The sequence below is a fragment of the Amycolatopsis sp. cg5 genome (assembly GCF_041346955.1).
In the GTDB taxonomy this organism is placed as follows: domain Bacteria; phylum Actinomycetota; class Actinomycetes; order Mycobacteriales; family Pseudonocardiaceae; genus Amycolatopsis.
On record NZ_CP166849.1, the window covers coordinates 2472429 to 2490481 of the forward strand.

The window sequence follows — 18053 nt, forward strand, 5'->3', positions numbered from 1 at the left end:
CAATTCTGGTAATACGACTGGATTTCCACCGAATGGCCGCTGTTCGGGTCAGCGACTTACCGGGTCAAATAAGCGCGCCCTGGAATTCATGACCGGGAAGGTCGTAAGAAATGTCAGTCATACGCAGGATCGCGCTTGTCGTGCTCGCGGTGGGCGCTCTGCTCGGCAGCAGTCTTTCCGCAGCTCAGGCCACGGTCGAGGACCTCGACGGCACCTGGCAGTGCACGGTGCCCGGCGGCTACACCTACGACCAGGTGCAGAGCCAGCTCGGTGTCTGCAGTCCGAGCGGTTTCGCCAACAGTTATCACCTGAGAAGGCCGCAGGACAACATCTATGCCTGCAATGTTCCCGCCGGTTTCATCCACGACCGGGTGCAGAGTCAGCTCGGTGTCTGCAGTACCAGCGGTTTCGCGAACAGCTATCACCTGCGTGCGCCGGGTGACAATTTCTACGCTTGCTCCGTGCCGTCCGGTTACACCTACGACCGGGTGCAGAGCCAGCTCGGTGTCTGCAGTACCAGCGGCTTCGCGAACAGCTACAACGTCCGCGTCCCGCGCAACAACCTCTGGGCCTGCACTGTCCCGTGGGGCTTCACCTACAGCCAGGTGCAGAGCCAGCTCGGCGTCTGCTCGACCAGCGGCTTCGCCAACAGCTACCTCTTGCGCGGCTAGAAAAAGGTCGTGAGTGGTACGGCCGGTTCTAACCGGCCGTACCACTCACGAGCCCTTAGGCGGTTTCCTCGGCGAGCCGCTCGTTGGCGCTCTGCGTCTTCAGCGGGATCTGCTTGATGAACAGGATCGCCACCAGCGCCAGCACGGCCAAGGGCGCGCCGATCAGGAAGAGTTCGCTGGTCGCTTCGCCGTACGCGTCGCGGATGATGTTCGCGATCGGTTCCGGCAGCAGCGCCAGGTTCGGCACCGAGTCACCCGAACCCGCCGGCATGTTCGCCGCCTGCGGGCCGAGGCCTTCCAGCGTCAGCGTGGTGATGCGGCTGGCGAGCACCGCGCCGAGCGCGCTGACGCCGATCGAGCCGCCCAAGCTGCGGAAGAACGACAGCGTGGACGTGGCCGTGCCGAGGTCCTGCGGCGGCACGTCGTTCTGGGCCACCAGCACCAGGTTCTGCATCAGCATCCCGAGCCCGACGCCGAGCACCACCATGTACCCGCTCAGCACGACGATGTGGGTGTGCGCGTCGATCGTGCCGAGCAACAGCAGGCCGGCGATCATCAGCACGCCGCCGAGCACGAGGTGGCTCTTCCACACGCCGGTCTTGCTGATCAGCTGCCCGGACACGGTAGACGACACGAGCAGGCCGAAGATCATCGGCAGGCTCAGCAGCCCGGCCACGGTCGGCGACTTGCCCAGCGCCAGCTGGAAATACTGCGACAGGAACACGGTGCCGCCGAACATCGCCGCGCCGACGAGGAAGCTGGCGAGCGTGCTCAGCGCGATCGTGCGGTTCTTGAACAGCGACAGCGGCAGGATCGGTTCCTGCACCCGGGATTCGACGAACACCGCGGCCGCCAGCAGGAGCAGTCCGGCGCCGACCAGCGCGACCGTCCACAGTGAACCCCAGGCGAACTGGTGCCCGGCCAGCGACGACCACACCAGCAGCGTCGAGACACCGGCCATGATCAGGAACGCGCCCAGGTAGTCGACCTTGACCTCCTTGCGGACGGTCGGCAGGTTCAGGGTGCGCTGCAGCAGGAAGATCGCGGCGATCGCCAGCGGCACGCCGATGAAGAAGCACCAGCGCCAGCCCAGCCACGAGGTGTCGACCATCGCGCCGCCGATCAGCGGCCCGGCGACCGTGGCGACACCGAACATGCCACCCATGATCCCGGAGTACTTGCCGAGGTCACGCGGCGAAACGATGCTCGCCATGATGATCGGCACGAGCGCGGTGAGCCCGCCGGCGCCGACACCCTGCGCGACGCGGCTGGCGATCAGCACGCCGATGTCCTGGGAGAACCCGGCGACCAGTGAGCCGACCACGAACAACGCGAGGTTGGTCTGTACCAGGAATTTCTTGTTGTAGAGGTCGGAAAGCTTGCCCCACAACGGAACCGTCGCGGTCATCGCGAGCAGCTCGGTGGTCACCACCCAGGTGTAGGACGACTGCGAGCCGCCGAGGTCGGCGATGATGCGCGGCAGCGCGTTGGCCACCACGGTCGACGCGAGGATCGCGACGAACAGGCCCATCAGCAGCCCGGAGAGTGCTTCGAGCACCTGCCGGTGCGTCATCGCGCCCGGCCGTGGTTCGGCTGTCGTGGTCATGGTTCCCCCATTTCCTTCAGTGTGGTTCGGGTAGTCCGTTGGCGACGGCGTCCATCGCCTCGTTCAGCAGGTCACGCAGAGACCCCTCGCCGCCGAGCATGTGCCAGCGGCGGATCGCGGCACTCATTCCGGCGCCGAGCAGGGAGAACAGCAGCAGGGGATAGAAGTCTTTTTCGGCATCGCAGCCGGATCGCTTGGCGATCGCCTCGACGAGCTGACGCTCGCTCTCGGCCTGGGCGACCATCATGCGCGAGACGAGGTGCAGGTTCTCCTCGAAGATCGACATCCGGGCCAGCCACTCTTCGCGGTTGGCCTCGATGCGCTTGAAGTCGTCGTCGAGCGCGTCCAGCAGCGCCCGCATCGTGCTGACCTCGGGCGGAGCGGCGAGCAGCGACTCGACGACCGCCGCCGTGCGCTCGTCCCGGTCGGGATAGGCGATGACCACGGCGTCGTCCTTCGACGCGAAGTAGTTGAAGAAGGTGCGCACGGAGACGTCGGCGGCCGCGGCGATGTCCTCGACGGTCACCTTGTCGAGCCCGTGTTCGGCGACCAGCTCGACGGCGGCGCGGGCGAGCGTCCGATGCGTCTCGAACTTCTTGCGTTCGCGCAGCGAAAGGCCAGGCGGGGTCTCGGGCATGCGACCAAGGTAGCGAGAAACTTGCACGTTCTGCAAACTTGCAGAACGTGCACTCAGTCACATCCGTTCAGACTTTGTCCAGCTCCCACTGGATGCCGTACTGGCCTGGCATCGGATCCAGCGTGATGAACTGGTACGTGCTCACCTGCCCGTCGAACGTCGCCTCGCTCCGGTGTTCACGCGGCGCCCCGCTGCGCGGCTGGAAGTAACCGAAACATCGACGTGGTGTCATTTCCGGGTCGAACGCGATGTGCAGCACCATTTCCCTGGCCGGCCGGTAGATCGCCATCTGGGTGTGCCGATTCGTCAGGCCCGGCGGGAACCGCACCGCGAACTCCACCGAAGCCAGCTCGCCCGCGGCGAGCGGCCGGTCGAGCAGGAACTCGAACACGCACGTCGAACTCGGCACGTCCGCGCGGAACCTGGCCACCTGGCAGCCCTCGGTGAACGTCACCACCGGCGGCTGCGGCAGCGCGCTGCAGCGGGTGACGAACACGAACCGGCTGGTGCCGTCGTGGTCCGCGCGGACCAGCCTGCGCACCCGCATCGACTCCTCGCAACCCTGCGCGTTGACCCGGTACGACACGTACTGCGAAAGCCGGTGCGGTGTGTCCAGGTCGGCTGGCCCGGCGTCCACTTTGGCCAGTGCGCGGGCCACGTGCTCCGGATGTACCCACACCTGGTCGTACGCCACCGCCAGGCCAGGCCGGTTCGCCCACCGGCCGCGTGGCCTGCGCGGGCCGAGCAACGCGGCGAGCGTGCCTTCTTCCTGGCCGAGAATCGATTCGAGCGCCGACACCGCGGCGAGCGAACTCGCCCGCTCCGGCCGGTTTTCGCCATTCTGCCAATAACTCAGCGCGCTCACGCTGACCGGGGTCGCCTGCTCGCGCAGCCGCTGACTGATCTCGTTGAGGCTCAGGCCGCTGCGCCCGATCGCGTCACGCAGCGCGGCGCCGAACTCGGCGCCAACCGGGGTGCTGGTTTCGACCGGCACGGCTGACTCCCTTCACGGGCGATCCGGTGAGAGTACTCCGCCGGACGCGTTCAGGGAATTTCCAGATTGTCACGAACAATCGTTGACCGGTGTTCGCTGAACTTCCCAATATCCGCGTCACCGGATCTTCCCGGTACCGAGGAGCGGCGTCATTTCCGTTTCCGAAGTCCGAGGAGAATTCCGTGAGATCATTATGGGTGGCCGCCGTGCTCGCGGCCCGGCTCGCCGCCGATCCGGGTGTCGAGCGCGTGCAGCAGGACACGCTTGTCAGCATGGCCACGACCCAGAACAACGCGCCGTGCACGGCCGGGATGAGCCCGACCCCGAGCAAGATCATTGATGGTGTGACCATGACCAGTGTCTTCGAGAAACTCGGTGCCGCGGCGAAGGTCGCGGGCGCCTGGCGTTCCGCGACCGTCGACGACTTCATGATCACCGTCTAGCCGGCGTTCAGAGTTATCCAGCCTGGACGTCGCGGTTTCGTTGACGCACTCGGAGTCCGGGTTAAAGTCTTTTCCGAACATCAACAAATGACGTGCCCGCCCGGTCCGGGCCGCTCCTCGGCGGGCGGGCGCGTGGTCCGGATTTCTTTTTCCCCTGCATTACCCGCAAAGGATTCCGATGACTACATTCCTGCGTCGACGATGGCGACATCCAGTGGTTTACGGTGCCGCGGCCTTGCTCGCGGCTCAGACTCACCGCGTTGTCCTTGCACGGCAACGACTCCATCACCCTCACCGGCTCACGGTCGGGTTCGTTCACGCTGACCGCGGTCAACTGGCCCGGCAAGGCTTTCCACACCAGGGCGTTCGAAGGCGACTGCGTGCGCGTCACCCCGCACCTCGCCGATCCAGCGAGCACCTACTCCGTCGACTCCTACCAGTCGGGCACGCAGAGCCTGGCCGCGGCGACCTCGGTGGTGGCCGGGGTCGGCGACGTCTGCGGTTCCTCCTGCAACCAGACGGCGTCGGTGGTCAAGAACATGAGCCCTCAAGCGCTGATCTTGGCCGGTGACAACGCTTACGAGTCCGGCAGCGCGAGCGACTACAAGAACGGCTATGACCCGAACTACGGGCAGTTCAAGTCGATCGTGCACCCGGCACCGGGAAACCACGAGTACAAGACCTCGAACGCTTCCGGCTATTTCGACTACTTCGGCGGCGCGGCGGGAGAACGAGGTAAGGGCTATTACAGCTTCGACGTCGGTGACTGGCATTTCGTCGCGCTGAACTCGAACATCACCCGCACCGCGAGTTCCGCGCAGGTGACCTGGCTGAAGAACGACCTGGCCGCCAGCACCAAGCCGTGCACCGCCGCCTATTGGCACCACCCGCGCTTCAGCAAGGGCGACCACGGCGACGACACCTCGGTCACGCCGTTCTTCGAGGCGCTCTACAACGCGAAAGCGGACCTTGTGGTGGTCGGGCACGACCACAACTACCAGCGGTTCGCGCCGTCCAAGCCGAACGGCACCCGCGACGACGCGAACGGCGTGCGCGAGCTGCTGATCGGCACAGGCGGCCGCGGCTTCTACGACTACGACAAGAGCTCCGCCGGCACTCAGGAAGCCGGTAACGCCAGCACTTTCGGCGTCGCCAAGCTGACGCTGACCGCCACGGACTACCGGCACGACTTCGTCCCGGTCGCGGGCCGCACGTACACCGACACGGTGTCCGGCAAGTGCCACAAGGCGTCCAGTGCGCCCGGCTTCTCGGTCGCCGTCTCGCCTTCGTCGGTCAGCGTGCCGCCCGGCGCCACCGCGTCGGCGACCGTCGACGTCGGCGCGACCGGCGGGTTCACCGGCGCCACGGCGCTGTCGATCTCGGGTCTGCCGTCCGGGGTCACCGGCTCGTTCTCGCCCGCCTCGGTCACCGCTCCCGGCTCGTCCAAGCTGACGCTGACCGCGTCCGCCTCGGCTTCGGGATCGGCGACGGCCACGATCACGGGTACGTCGGGAGGCGTTTCGAAGACGGCCACGCTCGCGGTTTCGACGAGCAGCGGAGGCTTCTCAGACGACTTCGAGTCTGACAAGGGCTGGCAAACGGCCACCTCGGACACCGCGACCACCGGCAAGTGGGAACGCGGCGATCCCGAGGAGACCAAGGAGGCCGACGGTTCGATCAAGCAGCTCGGGACCACCACGAGCGGGGTCACCTGCCTGGTGACCGGGCGGCTCGCGGGCGCCAGTGACGGCGCCAACGACGTCGACGGGGGAGTGACGACGATGACCTCGCCGCAGTTCTCCGTACCCGTCAACGGGAAGCTCACGTTCTCCTACACCTACGCGCACGGCAACAATGCGTCCACATCGGACTACTTCAGGGTCCGCGTGCTGGACGGGTCGAGCTCGGTGCAGGCGTTCGAGCGGCTGGGCACGGCGAGCACGAAACTCGCGGGCGCCTGGCAGACGGCGACCGCCGACCTCGCGCAGTTCGCCGGGCACACGGTGAAGCTGGTCGTCGAGTCGGCCGATCTGGGCGATCCCTCGTTGTGGGAGTCCGCCGTGGACGACGTCAGCGTCACTGGATGAGGGCGGGCGCACGGCCGCTTCGCCCGGCCGTGCGCCCGCCCCCGGAAAGGCTCCCCCCGATGTACCTCTCGTCCGTCCGCTCCGCCGTCCCGCCCGCCGGAAAAGCCGTGCGCCCCGTCTCGGCCACGGTCGTCGGCCTCGGCGTGGTCAGCCTGATCACCGACCTGTCCGCCGAGATGGTGACCGCGGTGCTCCCGCTCTACCTGGTCTACGGCCTGGGCGTCGGCTACCTGCAACTCGGCGCGATCGACGGCCTCTACACCGGGGCGACGGCGGTGCTGCGCCTGCTCGGCGGCCATCTCGCCGACCGGCTCCGCCGCCCGAAGGCCGTCGCGCTGACCGGCTACGGCCTGTCCGCGCTGACCAAGCTCGGCTTCCCGCTCGCCGGATCCTCGGTCGCCGCGCTGGGGTTGGTGATCGGCGTCGACCGGGCAGGCAAGGGCATCCGCACCGGCCCCCGCGACGCGATGATCACCCAGGCCACCCCGGCCGACGCGCTCGGCAGGGCGTTCGGGGTGCATCGCGCGCTGGACACCGCGGGCGCGCTGCTCGGCCCGCTGCTGGCGTTCGGCCTGCTCAGCATGCTGGTCATGGACTACACCGCCGTGTTCGCCGTGAGCTTCTGCCTCGCCGTGGTCGCCGTGCTGGTGCTCGCGCTGTTCGTCCGCGCGCCCGCCGCCGTCCCGGCCATCAGGCCGAAGCTGAGCTGGGCGCCACTGCGGGACCGTGACCTGCGACGGGTGTGCGTGTTCGCCGCCCTGCTCGGGCTGTGCACGGTCGGCGACATGTTCCTGTTCGTCGGCGTCCAGCGGACCACCGGGCTCCCGTCCGGGGTACTGCCGCTGCTGCCGCTGGCGACCGCGCTGATCTTCATGGTCGCCGCGGCCCCGGTCGGCAGGCTCGCCGACAAGCTCGGGCGCTGGAAGGTGTTCCTGGCCGGGCATGTCGTGCTGCTAGCCGGTTACGTCCTCGTCGCGTCTTCGCTCCAGGGCTGGTTCGCGGCCACGCTGGTTTTCTTGGCACACGGCGTTTTCTACGCGTCCACCGACGGAGTGTTGATGGCCTTCGCGGGACCGCTCGTGCCGGAGGGCCTCCGCGCGACCGGGCTCGCGCTCGTCCAGACGGCGCAGGCGGTGGCGCGGGCGGCTGGCGCGGTGCTGTTCGGGGTGGTGGCGAACGGGCTGGGCCTCGCGCCCGCGTTCGGCCTGTTCGCGCTCCTGCTCACCGGTGCGATCGCGGCCGGGGCCCACCGATGAACCGGGGCGTCGTGCTGATCGCCGCGGTGCTGGTCGCGGGTGGTGTCTTCGTTGGCTGGCGATCCGTTGGCGCGCACCAAGAACAGCCGCTCGACCTGCGCAGCGGTGAACTGCTCTATGTGGACGGTGGCGGCCGAGTCCGAGAAGGAGACCGGGTCGGTCCCGCCTGCCAGCGGGTCGACGCGGCGGCGGGCACCCTCGCCTGCCTGCGCACCACCGCCGTGCCCGACCGCTCCGAGCTGCTGGTACTCGACTCGGGACTTCGCCTCACCGAATGGGGCACGCCCAGCCGGGTCCGCGTCGCGCCCACCGGGCATCTGGTCGGCTGGACGGTCTTCCGGACGGGAGACGGCTACCTCGGCGCGGTCGGCACCTTCTCGACGACGGCCGGGATCTACGACCTCGTGCACGGCATCCACTACGGCTCGCTCGAGGACTTCAAGCTCGTCGTGGACGGCCGCCCGCACACCGCGGCCGACACCAACTACTGGGGCGTGACCTTCGACCGCGACGACGACACCTTCTACGCGACAGCCGCGTCGGGCGGAAAAACGTGGCTGGTCAAGGGATCGCTGGCGACCCGGACGCTGACGTCGATCCGGGGGAACGCCGAGTGCCCGTCGCTGTCCCCGGACGGCACGCGCGTCGCGTACAAGTTCCGCACCGGCGACCGCTGGCGGCTGCACGTGCTCGACCTCTCCACCGGCGCGGACGTGCCGCTCTCGGAACCGGCGCACGTCGATGACCAGGCACAATGGCTAGACAACGCGTTCGTGGCGTACTCGCGCGAGCACACCGTCTACCGCGTTCCGGCTTCCGGCGGGGGAGCGCCGGAGGTACTGCGGCAGGACGCCTCGTCCCCCGCGGTGGCCCGATGATCCACCGCTCGTGAGTGGTATGGCCGGTTCTAACCGGTCATACCACTCACGACTCTTTCCTCGGTCAGAGCAGCTTCCAGGCCTCCGTCAGGGAAGCGCGCAGGATGGACTCGATCTCGTCGAAGTGCGACTGCTCGCAGATCAGCGGCGGCGCGAGCTGGATGACCGGCTCGCCGCGGTCGTCCGCGCGGCAGTAGAGCCCGTTGTCGAACAGCGAGCCCGACAGGAACTTGTGCAGCACCCGCTCGGATTCCGCTTGCGTGAACGTCTCCTTGGTCGCCTTGTCCTTGACCAGCTCGATGCCGTAGAAGAACCCGGCGCCGCGGATGTCGCCGACGATCGGCAGGTCGGTCAGCTTGTCCAAAGTGGACCGGAAGGCGGACTCGTTGCGCAGCACGTTGCCGTAGATGTCCTCGCGCTCGATCAGGTCGAGGTTCGCCAGCGCCACCGCGCACGAGACCGGGTGCCCGCCGTAGGTCGACCCGTGCATGAACGTGGTCGTGCCCTGGGTGAACGGCTCCATCAGCCGGTCGCTCGCCAGCACCGCGCCCAGCGGGGCGTAGCCGGAGGTCAGGCCCTTGGCGGTGGTGATGATGTCGGGCTGGTAGCCGTAGCGCTTGGCGCCGAAGTCGTGCCCGAGCCTGCCGAACGCGCAGATCACCTCGTCGGAGACGAGCAGCACGTCGTACTGGTCGCAGATCTCCCGCACGCGCTCGAAGTAGCCGGGCGGCGGCGGGAAGCAGCCGCCGGTGTTCTGCAGCGGCTCAAGGAACACCGCGGCGACCGTGTCCGGGCCCTCGAACTCGATGGCCTGCGCGATCTGGTCGGCGGTCCAGCGGCCGAACGCGTCGTAGTCGTCGGCGTGCACCGGTGCGCGGTAGAAGTTGGTGTTCGGCACCTTCAGCGCGCTCGGCACCAGCGGCTCGAAGTCCTGCTTCGCGCCGGGGAGCCCGGTCAGCGAGAGCGCGCCTGCCGACGTGCCGTGGTACGCCAGTGCGCGGCTGACGACCTTGTGCTTGGTGGGCTTGCCGATCTGCTTGTAGTAAGCCTTCGCGAGCTTCCAGGCCGTCTCAACGGATTCGCCGCCGCTGACGGTGAAGAACACCCGGTTCAGGTCGCCGGGCGCGTCGTTCGCGAGCCGCTCGGCGAGCTGGATCGCGGCCGGGTGCGCGTTGCCCCACAACGGGAAGTACGCGAGTTCGCGCGTCTGCTTCGCCGCGGCCTCCGCGAGCTCCTCGCGGCCGTGGCCGACACCGACGGCGAACAGGCCGGCCAGGCCGTCGAGGTAGCGGTTGCCGCGCGCGTCCCAGACGTACGCGCCCTCGCCGCGCACCATCACCGGGATGTCGGCGTTGGCTCCGTCCCCGTGGCGGGTGAAGTGCATCCACAGGTGGTCGCGGGCCGACGTGGCGAGCCGGTCCGAGGTCCAGGTGGCGCTCTTGGCGGCAACAGTCTCGGCGGTGGCAGTCATCGCTTCCTCACTGATTTCGTATTTCAAGGCGTTGTCTACTACGTTTATCGCATACCGGAGGCCCAAATGCAACCGAATCGGTGTTGCGTAGGCTCTCTTGGGTGACTGGAACAGTGCTCGTGCTCGGTGGCCGCAGCGAGATCGGCCTGCAGGTGGCGCGCAGGCTCGTCGACGGCGGCGCCGCGAAGGTGATCCTCGCCGCACGCCGCAGCGCGGATCTGGACGAAGAAGCCTCGCTGCTTAACAAGGCCGAAGTCGAGCGAGTCGAGTTCGACGCCGATGACCTCGACTCCCATGAGGCGCTCTTCGCAAGCCTTGGCAAGCTCGACACCGTTGTCGTCTCCTTCGGCATCCTCGGTGACCAGGCTCGCGCGGAAGCCGACGCGGCGCACGCGGTTTCGGTCGTCCACACCGATTATGTGGCCCACGTGAGCGTGCTCACCCATCTCGCGAATCGTCTGCGCGAGCAGGGCGGCGGGCAACTCGTCGTGTTCAGTTCGGTCGCCGGCGTGCGGGTCCGCCGCGCCAACTACGTCTACGGCTCCGCGAAGGCCGGGCTCGACGGCTTCGCGAGCGGGCTCGCCGACGCGCTGCACGGCTCCGGCGTCCACCTGCTGCTGGTGCGCCCCGGTTTCGTGATCGGCCGGATGACCGAGGGCATGTCGCCCGCACCGTTCTCCAGCACGCCGGACCAGGTCGCCGACGCGACGGTCGCGGCGTTGCGCAAACGTCGTTCAGTCGTCTGGGTGCCCGGAGTGCTACGCCCCGTGTTCGCCGTGATGAAGCTCTTGCCACGCGCGATCTGGCGTCGCATGCCACGCTGACCTACTTATAACAGGAACTGAAAGACTTTCTCAGCTTCTTCCCAGGAACCGCGGTGATTCTGGAAATCACTGGGTTTCACACTGTCTGGGAGGAAAGCGGTCGTGTTGGTTACTCACCGTGTTTGGCGGCGTAGTGCCCTCGGCCTCGTCGCGCTCGCCGTACTCGGCGGCACCGGCTATGCCTGGGCGCAGCTGAGCAAGCTCGACACCGGCATCACCGTCGCCGACATCATCCCGCCGTCCGCGCAGCTCCCGCCCGGTGTCTCGCCGTCCTCGGTCGACCAGAACATCCTGCTGGTCGGCATCGACTCGCGCACCGACGCGCAGGGCAACCCGCTGCCGCAGGACCTGCTCGACCGCCTGCACGCGGGCAGCACCGAAGACGGCGGCGACACCACGGACTCCATCATCGTCGTCCACCTGCCCGCAGGCGGAGGAGCGGCGACCGCGATCTCGATCCCGCGTGACTCCTACGTTCCGATCGCGGGCGGCCTCGGCTCCCACAAGATCAATTCCGCGTTCAGCAGGGGCAAGAACGCGGCCAAGAACCAGCTGCGCGCGCAAGGCCTCAGCGGTGCCGAGCTGGAGAAGCAGAGTTCCGCCGCGGGCGCCCGTTCGACCGTCGAGACGGTCCAGCAGGTCACCGGCCTGACGATCAATCACTACGCCGCGGTCAACCTCGCGGGCTTCTACTCGCTCAGCGAAGCCATCGGCGGCGTCAACGTCTGCCTCAACAACCCGGTCAACGACAAGTGGACCGGCGCGAACTTCCCGGCGGGCGAGCAGTCGCTGTCCGGCGCGGACGCGCTGGCCTTCGTCCGCCAGCGTCACGGGCTGCCCAGCGACCTCGACCGCATCAAGCGCCAGCAGGCCTTCCTGTCCGGCATGGCGAAGAAGATCCTCAGCGCGGGCACGTTGAGCGACCCGACCAAGCTGTCCAACCTGATCTCGGCCGTGCAGGGGTCGCTGGTCATCGACAAGGGCTGGGACATCTTCAGCTTCGCCCAGCAGCTGCGCGGGCTCAGCGCGGGCGCGATCGAGTTCAACACCGTGCCGGTGCAGGCGCTGAGCATGGCGACGCCCAGCGACGGCGACGCGGTCAAGGTCGACCTGAACGAGATCCGCGCCTTCGTCAAGCAGGTCACCGGCAAATCGCCCAACGGCAACGCCTCCACCGGAACCGGCACCGACTCCAGCACGAGCGTCGGCCGCGTCAAGAACACCGCACAGACCACCACCAGCACGGAGCAGCCGGTGACGTCCAACGCCACCGGCTGTGTGAACTGACGGGATGAAGCGGGCTTTACTTCAGGCACGGGGGTGCCAGGAGTAAAGCCCGCTTCATCCCGTCTTCCTTACACGAACGCGCTCTCACCCGTGATCGCCTTGCCGACGATCAGTGTGTTCATCTCGCGGGTGCCCTCGAACGAGTAGATCGCCTCGGCGTCGGCGAAGAACCGCGCGATGTCGTAGTCGAGCACGATCCCGTTGCCGCCGAAGATCTCCCGGCTCCAGGCGACGACCTCACGCATCCGCGAGGTGACGAACGCCTTCGCCAGCGACGAGTGCTCGTCCTTGAAGATCCCGGCGTCCTGAAGGTGCGCCAGCTGGATCAGCATGCCCCACGAGGCGGTGATGTTGCCGAGGCTCTTCACCAGCAGGTCCTGGACCATCTGGAACCGCGCGATCGGGCGGCCGAACTGCTTGCGCTCCTTGGCGTAGTCCAGCGCGAGCTCGTACGCGCCGATCATCACACCCAGCGCCTGCCAGGCGACGCCGCCGCGGGTGGCACGCAGGATCTCGCCGACGTCGCGGAAGGAGTTGATGTTCTGCAGCCGGTTGGCCTCCGGCACGCGGACGTCGGTCAGCGTGATCTCGGCGTTCTCCACGATCCGGAACGCGATCTTGTGCTCGATCTTGACCGGCGAGAAGCCCGGCATGTCCTTCTCGACGACGAAGCCCTTGACCTTGTTGTCGTCGACGTCGCGCGCCCACACCACGATGTAGTCGGCGAAGGTCGCGTTGCCGATCCACTTCTTGGCGCCGTTCAGCACCCAGGTGTCTCCATCACGCTTGGCGGTGGTGCGCATGCCGCCCGCCACATCCGAACCGCCGAGCGGCTCGGTCATCGCGAACGCGCCGATCTTGTCCATCGCGGCCATCTCCGGGAGCCAGCGGTCGCGCTGCTCCTGGCTGCCGCCCGCGTAGATGCTGTACATCGCGAGTCCGTTGTGGACACCGAAGAAGGTGGCGACCGACGGGTCGGTGCGGGTCATCTCCATCGCCATCATGCCGCTCAGCAGGTTCGACGCGGCGGGCCGGTGCTCGCCGTAGCCCTCGTAGGGCAGCCCGGCCAGTCCCTGCGCGCGGAACATGCCGATGAGCTCCTTGGGGAACTCGCCCTTCGCCCAGTTCTCATTGACCAGCGGCTTGATCTCGGTGCGCATGAAGTTCCGCGTCTTCAGCAGAACCTTGCGCTCCTCGTCCGAGAGCAGGGTTTCGTAGTCGTAGAAGTCGGCGACGAGCTGGTCTTCGAGGGTGGTGCTCATATCAGTTCTCCTCCTTGGTGGCGCTGTCCAAAGCGGACAGCACCGCGAGCTGCTTACGGTCGCGCGTCTCGGAAAGTTCCGAATACGTGGAGGAGCCGTAAGCCTTTTCAACTGCCTTGATCAGTTCTTCTTGTTCAGCCGGGCCTTGTTCGGGCTGGCCGAGACCGGCCCACATCTTCTTCATCGACACGCCGATGTGCTCGGCCATGTGCCGGTACCCGCCAGGCCCGCCGCCGAGGTGCGAGCCGAGGAACGGCCCGACGGTCGACCAGCGGATGCCCAGCGAGTTGGTCATCACGTCGTCGAGTTCCGCAGGCGTGACAACACCTTGCTCGACCAGGTAAATCGCCTCGCGGCTCAACGCGTTCTGCAGGCGGTTGCCCACGAAGCCGGGGATCTCCTTGCGCTCCACCACTGGCACGCGGCCGACGAAACGGTAGAACTCGACCGCGGCCTGAGTGGCTTCTTCGCTGGTCCGCTCGCCCGGCACGACCTCGACGAGCGGGATGAGGTGCGGCGGGTTGAACGGGTGCCCGATGAGGACCCGTGACGCGTCTTCGAGCTCACCGGTGAAAGCAGTCGACGGGATCGCGCTGGAGCTGCTCAGCAGCAGCGCGTGCGACGGCGCTTCCTTGACCAGCTTGGCGAAGAGATCCTTCTTGAACTCTACGTTCTCCGGACCGTTCTCCTGCACGATGTCCGCGTTACGCACGGCTTCCGTGACGTCCTTGGCCAGGTGCACCTTCGCGGGATCGAGCGTGACGCCCAGGTGCGGGCCGAACTCGGCGAGCGCGTTGTCGACGGCCTCACGCAGGTCCGGCCGCGGGTCGGAGACCCAGACGTCCATGCCGTGCCCGACGAAGAGCGCGGTCCAGGAGAGGCCGATGGTGCCCGCTCCGATGACGGCTGCGGTGGTGTACTTCATGACCGGGCTTCCTTCAAGTAGTCGTAGACCGGCTTGACCGGGGCCAGGGTGAGGTCGGTGAGGATGTGGCTGGCGGAAACGACTTCCCGCACCGGCAGGTCCGCGAGCGGCGCCAGCACGTGTTCGAACAGCTGCAGCCGCGCGGGCCCGGTCCACGCCTCCTTGATCACCACGTCGGTGATCTCGGTGCGGACCAGCTCGTTGACGCGCGGGCTGCCGTCGTAGTTCGGGACGATCTTGAGCATGAACGTCGGCACGGTGATCTGTGCCTCGGCTTCACGCAGGTCGAGCCGGTTGTGCTTGTAGCCCATGGTCGCGGTCGCGACCCGGAGCGTGCCGTAGTCCAGCGTTCCGACCAGCGCGCCGTTGTCGGCGTAGAGGTTCGGCGCGCCGACGGTCTTGGGATAGGCGCTGATCTCGCGGCCGGACGCGGTCGCGGCGAAGTTGTCGAGGTACATCGCGTGCAGGTACTCGCCGTGCTCGCCGTCGAAGGTGACCGGGATCGCCTGGCCGGACTCGGTGTACGGGCCGTAGCCGCTCACGTCGCCCATCTTCATGACTTCGAAGCGCACCAACGGTTCTTCGATCTTGAGCGGCTCGGGAACGACGGCGCGCAGTGCTTCGAGGTCGGTCCGGTAGACGATGTTGAGGTACTCGCGGTTGGTGAAGCGGGGGACCACCGGCGCGTACGCGGGGTTCGCGAGCGGGGTCGTGACGTGCTGAAGCACTTCCTGGGTGTTCATCGTGCCGTCCAAACCGGCTGGCGGCGCTCGGCGAAGGCCTGCATGCCTTCACGGACGTCGGCCGAACCCATCAGCTGAGCCATTTCCTTGCGCTGCGCCTCGAAAGCGTCCGCCTCGGGGACACCGTGCGCCGCGGTGACGATCTTCTTCACGGCGGCCAGCGCGAGCGGCGCGTTGGCCGTGAGCCGCTCGGCGAGCTGGAGCGCGACCGCGGTGGCCTCGCCGCTCGCGACGACCCGGTTCACCAGGCCGAGTTCCGCGGCGCGGGCGCCGGTCACCGGCTCACCGGTGAGCAGGAACTCCATCGCCAGGTGGTGCGGGATCCGCTGCGGCAGCCGGATGACGCCGCCGCCCGCGGCGACCAGGCCGCGTTTGACCTCGGGGAGACCGAACTTCGCGTCCTCGGCGGCGACGATCAGGTCGCACGCCAGCGCGAGTTCGAACCCGCCGCCCATCGCGAAGCCTTCGACGGCCGCGATCAGTGGCTTGGTGGTCTCCCGCTCGGTGAGCCCGCCGAAGCCGAGCCCGTCGATCGACGGCGACTCGCCTTTCAGCGCGGCCTTGAGGTCCATGCCGGCGCTGAAGGTGCCTTCCGCGCCGGTCAGGACGCCGACTCGCAGGTCAGGGTCGGCTTCGAGCTGGTCGATCGCCTCGGCGACACCCCGCGCGACCGCCGCGTCGACGGCGTTGCGGGCCTGGGGCCGGTCGATCGTGATGAGTAGTGAAGAACCGAGGATTTCGGTGCGCACACTCATGGTGGTGCCTTCTTTCTTTTCTTACGCGAGTTCGCTGAGGACCTCAGCGGTGTGCTGCCCGGGAAGCGGGGCGAGCGAGCGGACCGACGCCGGGGTCGCCGAGAACTTCACCGGGATGCCGACGGAGCGGATCTTGCCCTCACTCGGGTGGTCGACGACGTCGAGCAGGTGACCTTCGCGGACGTAGGTGTCCTCGTGCGCCTTGTCGAGTTCGAGCACCGGGGCCATCGGGATGCTGTGCTTCGCGCAGACCTCGGACCACTCCTCGGTGGTCAGCGCCGGCGCGCACTCGGTGACCAGCGCCATCATCGCGGTCTGGTGCTCCGGCGCGACCGTGTCGCCGCTGACGCGCGGGTCTTCGGCGAGGTCGGGACGGCCCGCGGCCTGGAAGAAGTCGCGGAAGTTCTGCGGGTTGTACGGGATCACGCAGGCGAGGCCGTCCTTGGTGGGCACGGCGGCGTGGCCCTGCAGCATCGACAGCGGGAAGCCGGTCTGGCCCTGCACCGGCTCGAACACGTGCCCGGACAGGTGCTCGACCAGGTTGAACGCGATCAGCGTGTCGGTCATCGGGATCTCGATGTGCTGGCCCTCGCCGGTCTTGCGCTGGTGCACGAGCGCCGCGAGCACGGAGTAGGCGATGGTCAGCGCCGAGACCTTGTCGCCGATGATGGTCGGCAGGTAGGCGGGGGTGCCGAGCGCGCGGTTCGTGATGTCGACGAGGCCGGAAGAAGCCTGCACGGTCTCGTCGTAGGCGGCGTTGCCCGCGCGGTCGGAATCGGACCGGAAACCCTGGGCGTGCGCGTAGATCAGCTTCGGGTTGCGCTCGGCGACGTCGGCGTAGTTGAGGCCGAGGCGGGCCAGCGCGCCGGGGCGCATGTTGGTGATCAGCACGTCGGCGGTGTCGATGAGCTCGAGCGCCTTGGCGCGCTGGTCTTCGTCTTTCAGGTTCAGCGCCACACTGCGCTTGTTGCGGTTGACGTTGAGGTTCAGCGGGGTCATGCCGGGGGTGGTGCGGTACTGGCCGTTGCGGACCGTGTCGGACGGCGACTCGATCTTGATCACGTCAGCGCCGAGGTCACCCAGGATCTGGGCCGCGTACGGGCCCATGACCACCGTTGAGAGGTCGATCACCCGCACGCCGTCCAATGCTCCGGTGGCGTTCTCCGTGGTGTTCATCGTCACTCCTCTTCGGTGTCTCTCTTCGCTATGCCAATGACGTTAGTGGCGAAAAGAGAAAGAGGGAATGATCATGATGCGAAGAATGGTATGACCGCAGCGGTCATACCATTATCGGCTCCTGGAATATGGTTTTCGCGTGCTCGATCAATTCGCTCAGATCGGTTCGATCAGTGCGCCAGAGCAAGCCGGTCCGCAGTTCGGGGGCGAAATCCTCAATGGGAAGAATGGTGATATTGTCCAGTTTGTACCCATGCATGGGACTACTCGGGTCGAGCATCGAGATCGAGAATCCCATTCCGCTGGAAATGAGTTCCGCCATCCCGCTGTAGCCCGTGCTCGGCAGCTTCAGCCGCTGTTTGACGCCCGCGGTGGCGAGCGCGGTGTCGAGTTGCTCGAAGTAGGCCGGCGTGGCTTCGGCGGGTGCGGCCATGTACGGCAGATCCGTCAGATCGGCGAGCCTGACGGTCTCGCGTCCCTCGAAACGGTCGGCGGGCACCGCGGCGCCGAGCCGTTCGGACATCACCTCGATCTGCGCGAGCGCTGGGTCGTTCGCGGGCAGCCTGGCGAGGGTGAGCGCGAGCCTGCCGTCGTGCACTCCCTCGACCAGATCCGCTGTCGTACCAGGCCAGCGCTTGAGGTCGAAGTGCTCGCGGCAGCGGTCTTCGAGCAGCTTGACCTTGTCGCGCAGGGTCGGATGCACGCCGGCGGGCATGCCGATGAAGACCGTGCTGCGGGTCGGCTTCGCGGCCTCGCGCAGCCGCCACGGGATCGCGTTGACCTGCTCGACGATGTCCTTGGCGAGCGGAAGCAGCGCCTGCCCGGCGGCCGTGAGCGCGACCTTGTGCGTGCTGCGTTCGAACAGCTTCTGGCCGAGTTCGTGCTCGAGGTCCTTGATGCGCTGGCTCAGCGGAGAAGCCGCCATGTGCAGCTTGCGCGCCGCCTGGGAGAAGTTGAGTTCCTCGGCGACCGCGACGAAATACCTGAGGTGCAGCATCTCCATGTCCGCCAGCCTAGCCGCACCCGGCCAATCCCCTG

The 18053-nt window shown here is 67.4% G+C and carries 17 protein-coding genes; 7 read left to right on the top strand and 10 right to left on the bottom strand.

Annotated elements, in window-relative coordinates:
* The first annotated feature begins 110 nt into the window (after positions 1-110).
* Positions 111-671 (top strand): hypothetical protein, encoded by a 561-nt coding sequence (locus AB5J62_RS11250; protein WP_370948142.1) that lies wholly within the window; start codon positions 111-113, stop codon positions 669-671.
* A 55-nt stretch (positions 672-726) separates the two neighbouring features.
* Here the strand turns inward: AB5J62_RS11250 and AB5J62_RS11255 are convergent, their stop codons facing one another.
* From AB5J62_RS11255 to AB5J62_RS11265, 3 genes are all read right to left on the bottom strand, one after another.
* Positions 727-2277: an MDR family MFS transporter gene (locus AB5J62_RS11255; RefSeq protein ID WP_370948144.1), complete on the bottom strand. Its 1551-nt coding sequence runs from the start codon at positions 2275-2277 to the stop codon at positions 727-729.
* A gap of 16 nt (positions 2278-2293) precedes the next feature.
* Entirely contained in the window at positions 2294-2914 is a 621-nt protein-coding gene (locus tag AB5J62_RS11260; protein WP_370948145.1) for a TetR/AcrR family transcriptional regulator, read from the bottom strand.
* A gap of 67 nt (positions 2915-2981) precedes the next feature.
* The gene (locus tag AB5J62_RS11265) at positions 2982-3908 is read right to left on the bottom strand and encodes a multiprotein-bridging factor 1 family protein (protein WP_370948146.1); all 927 of its coding nucleotides are present in this window, start codon (positions 3906-3908) and stop codon (positions 2982-2984) included.
* Between the two features lie 182 nt (positions 3909-4090).
* On the opposite strand from AB5J62_RS11265, the gene AB5J62_RS11270 reads away from it, so the two are divergent.
* From AB5J62_RS11270 to AB5J62_RS11285, 4 genes are all read left to right on the top strand, one after another.
* Positions 4091-4351: a hypothetical protein gene (locus tag AB5J62_RS11270; protein ID WP_370948147.1), complete on the top strand. Its 261-nt coding sequence runs from the start codon at positions 4091-4093 to the stop codon at positions 4349-4351.
* A 260-nt stretch (positions 4352-4611) separates the two neighbouring features.
* Positions 4612-6438, top strand: coding sequence for a metallophosphoesterase (locus AB5J62_RS11275; RefSeq protein ID WP_370948148.1), 1827 nt, complete (start codon positions 4612-4614; stop codon positions 6436-6438).
* Positions 6439-6497: 59 nt separating this feature from the next.
* Positions 6498-7694 (top strand): MFS transporter, encoded by a 1197-nt coding sequence (locus AB5J62_RS11280; RefSeq protein WP_370948149.1) that lies wholly within the window; start codon positions 6498-6500, stop codon positions 7692-7694.
* Entirely contained in the window at positions 7691-8572 is an 882-nt protein-coding gene (locus tag AB5J62_RS11285; protein WP_370948151.1) for a TolB family protein, read from the top strand. Before AB5J62_RS11280 ends, AB5J62_RS11285 begins: the two co-directional genes overlap by 4 nt.
* A 64-nt stretch (positions 8573-8636) precedes the next feature.
* On the opposite strand, the gene AB5J62_RS11290 is transcribed toward AB5J62_RS11285, so the two are convergent.
* Positions 8637-10043: an aspartate aminotransferase family protein gene (locus AB5J62_RS11290; RefSeq protein WP_370948152.1), complete on the bottom strand. Its 1407-nt coding sequence runs from the start codon at positions 10041-10043 to the stop codon at positions 8637-8639.
* Between the two features lie 101 nt (positions 10044-10144).
* Here AB5J62_RS11290 and AB5J62_RS11295 point away from each other — a divergent pair, with 101 nt between their 5' ends.
* Together AB5J62_RS11295 and AB5J62_RS11300 are read left to right on the top strand one after the other, a co-directional pair.
* Positions 10145-10867, top strand: a complete 723-nt coding sequence (locus tag AB5J62_RS11295; protein ID WP_370948153.1) for an SDR family NAD(P)-dependent oxidoreductase — start codon at positions 10145-10147, stop codon at positions 10865-10867.
* A gap of 102 nt (positions 10868-10969) precedes the next feature.
* Positions 10970-12154 (top strand): LCP family protein, encoded by a 1185-nt coding sequence (locus tag AB5J62_RS11300; RefSeq protein WP_370948154.1) that lies wholly within the window; start codon positions 10970-10972, stop codon positions 12152-12154.
* Between the two features lie 68 nt (positions 12155-12222).
* Here the strand turns inward: AB5J62_RS11300 and AB5J62_RS11305 are convergent, their stop codons facing one another.
* From AB5J62_RS11305 to AB5J62_RS11330, 6 genes are all read right to left on the bottom strand, one after another.
* On the bottom strand, positions 12223-13416 hold the full coding sequence (locus tag AB5J62_RS11305; protein WP_370948155.1) for an acyl-CoA dehydrogenase family protein: 1194 nt from the start codon (positions 13414-13416) through the stop codon (positions 12223-12225).
* 1 nt (position 13417) lies between these two features.
* Positions 13418-14341, bottom strand: a complete 924-nt coding sequence (locus tag AB5J62_RS11310; protein WP_370948156.1) for a 3-hydroxyacyl-CoA dehydrogenase NAD-binding domain-containing protein — start codon at positions 14339-14341, stop codon at positions 13418-13420.
* Positions 14338-15084, bottom strand: coding sequence for an acetoacetate decarboxylase (locus tag AB5J62_RS11315; RefSeq protein ID WP_370948157.1), 747 nt, complete (start codon positions 15082-15084; stop codon positions 14338-14340). The genes AB5J62_RS11310 and AB5J62_RS11315 overlap by 4 nt, the downstream gene beginning before the upstream one ends.
* A complete protein-coding gene (locus AB5J62_RS11320; RefSeq protein WP_370948158.1) occupies positions 15081-15839 on the bottom strand; it encodes a crotonase/enoyl-CoA hydratase family protein in 759 nt (252 codons plus the stop codon). Before AB5J62_RS11320 ends, AB5J62_RS11315 begins: the two co-directional genes overlap by 4 nt.
* A 21-nt stretch (positions 15840-15860) precedes the next feature.
* Positions 15861-17015: a CaiB/BaiF CoA transferase family protein gene (locus tag AB5J62_RS11325; protein WP_370948159.1), complete on the bottom strand. Its 1155-nt coding sequence runs from the start codon at positions 17013-17015 to the stop codon at positions 15861-15863.
* A gap of 103 nt (positions 17016-17118) precedes the next feature.
* Complete coding sequence (locus tag AB5J62_RS11330; protein ID WP_370948160.1) at positions 17119-18018, bottom strand: LysR family transcriptional regulator; 900 nt, start codon at positions 18016-18018, stop codon at positions 17119-17121.
* Positions 18019-18053 lie beyond the last annotated feature (35 nt).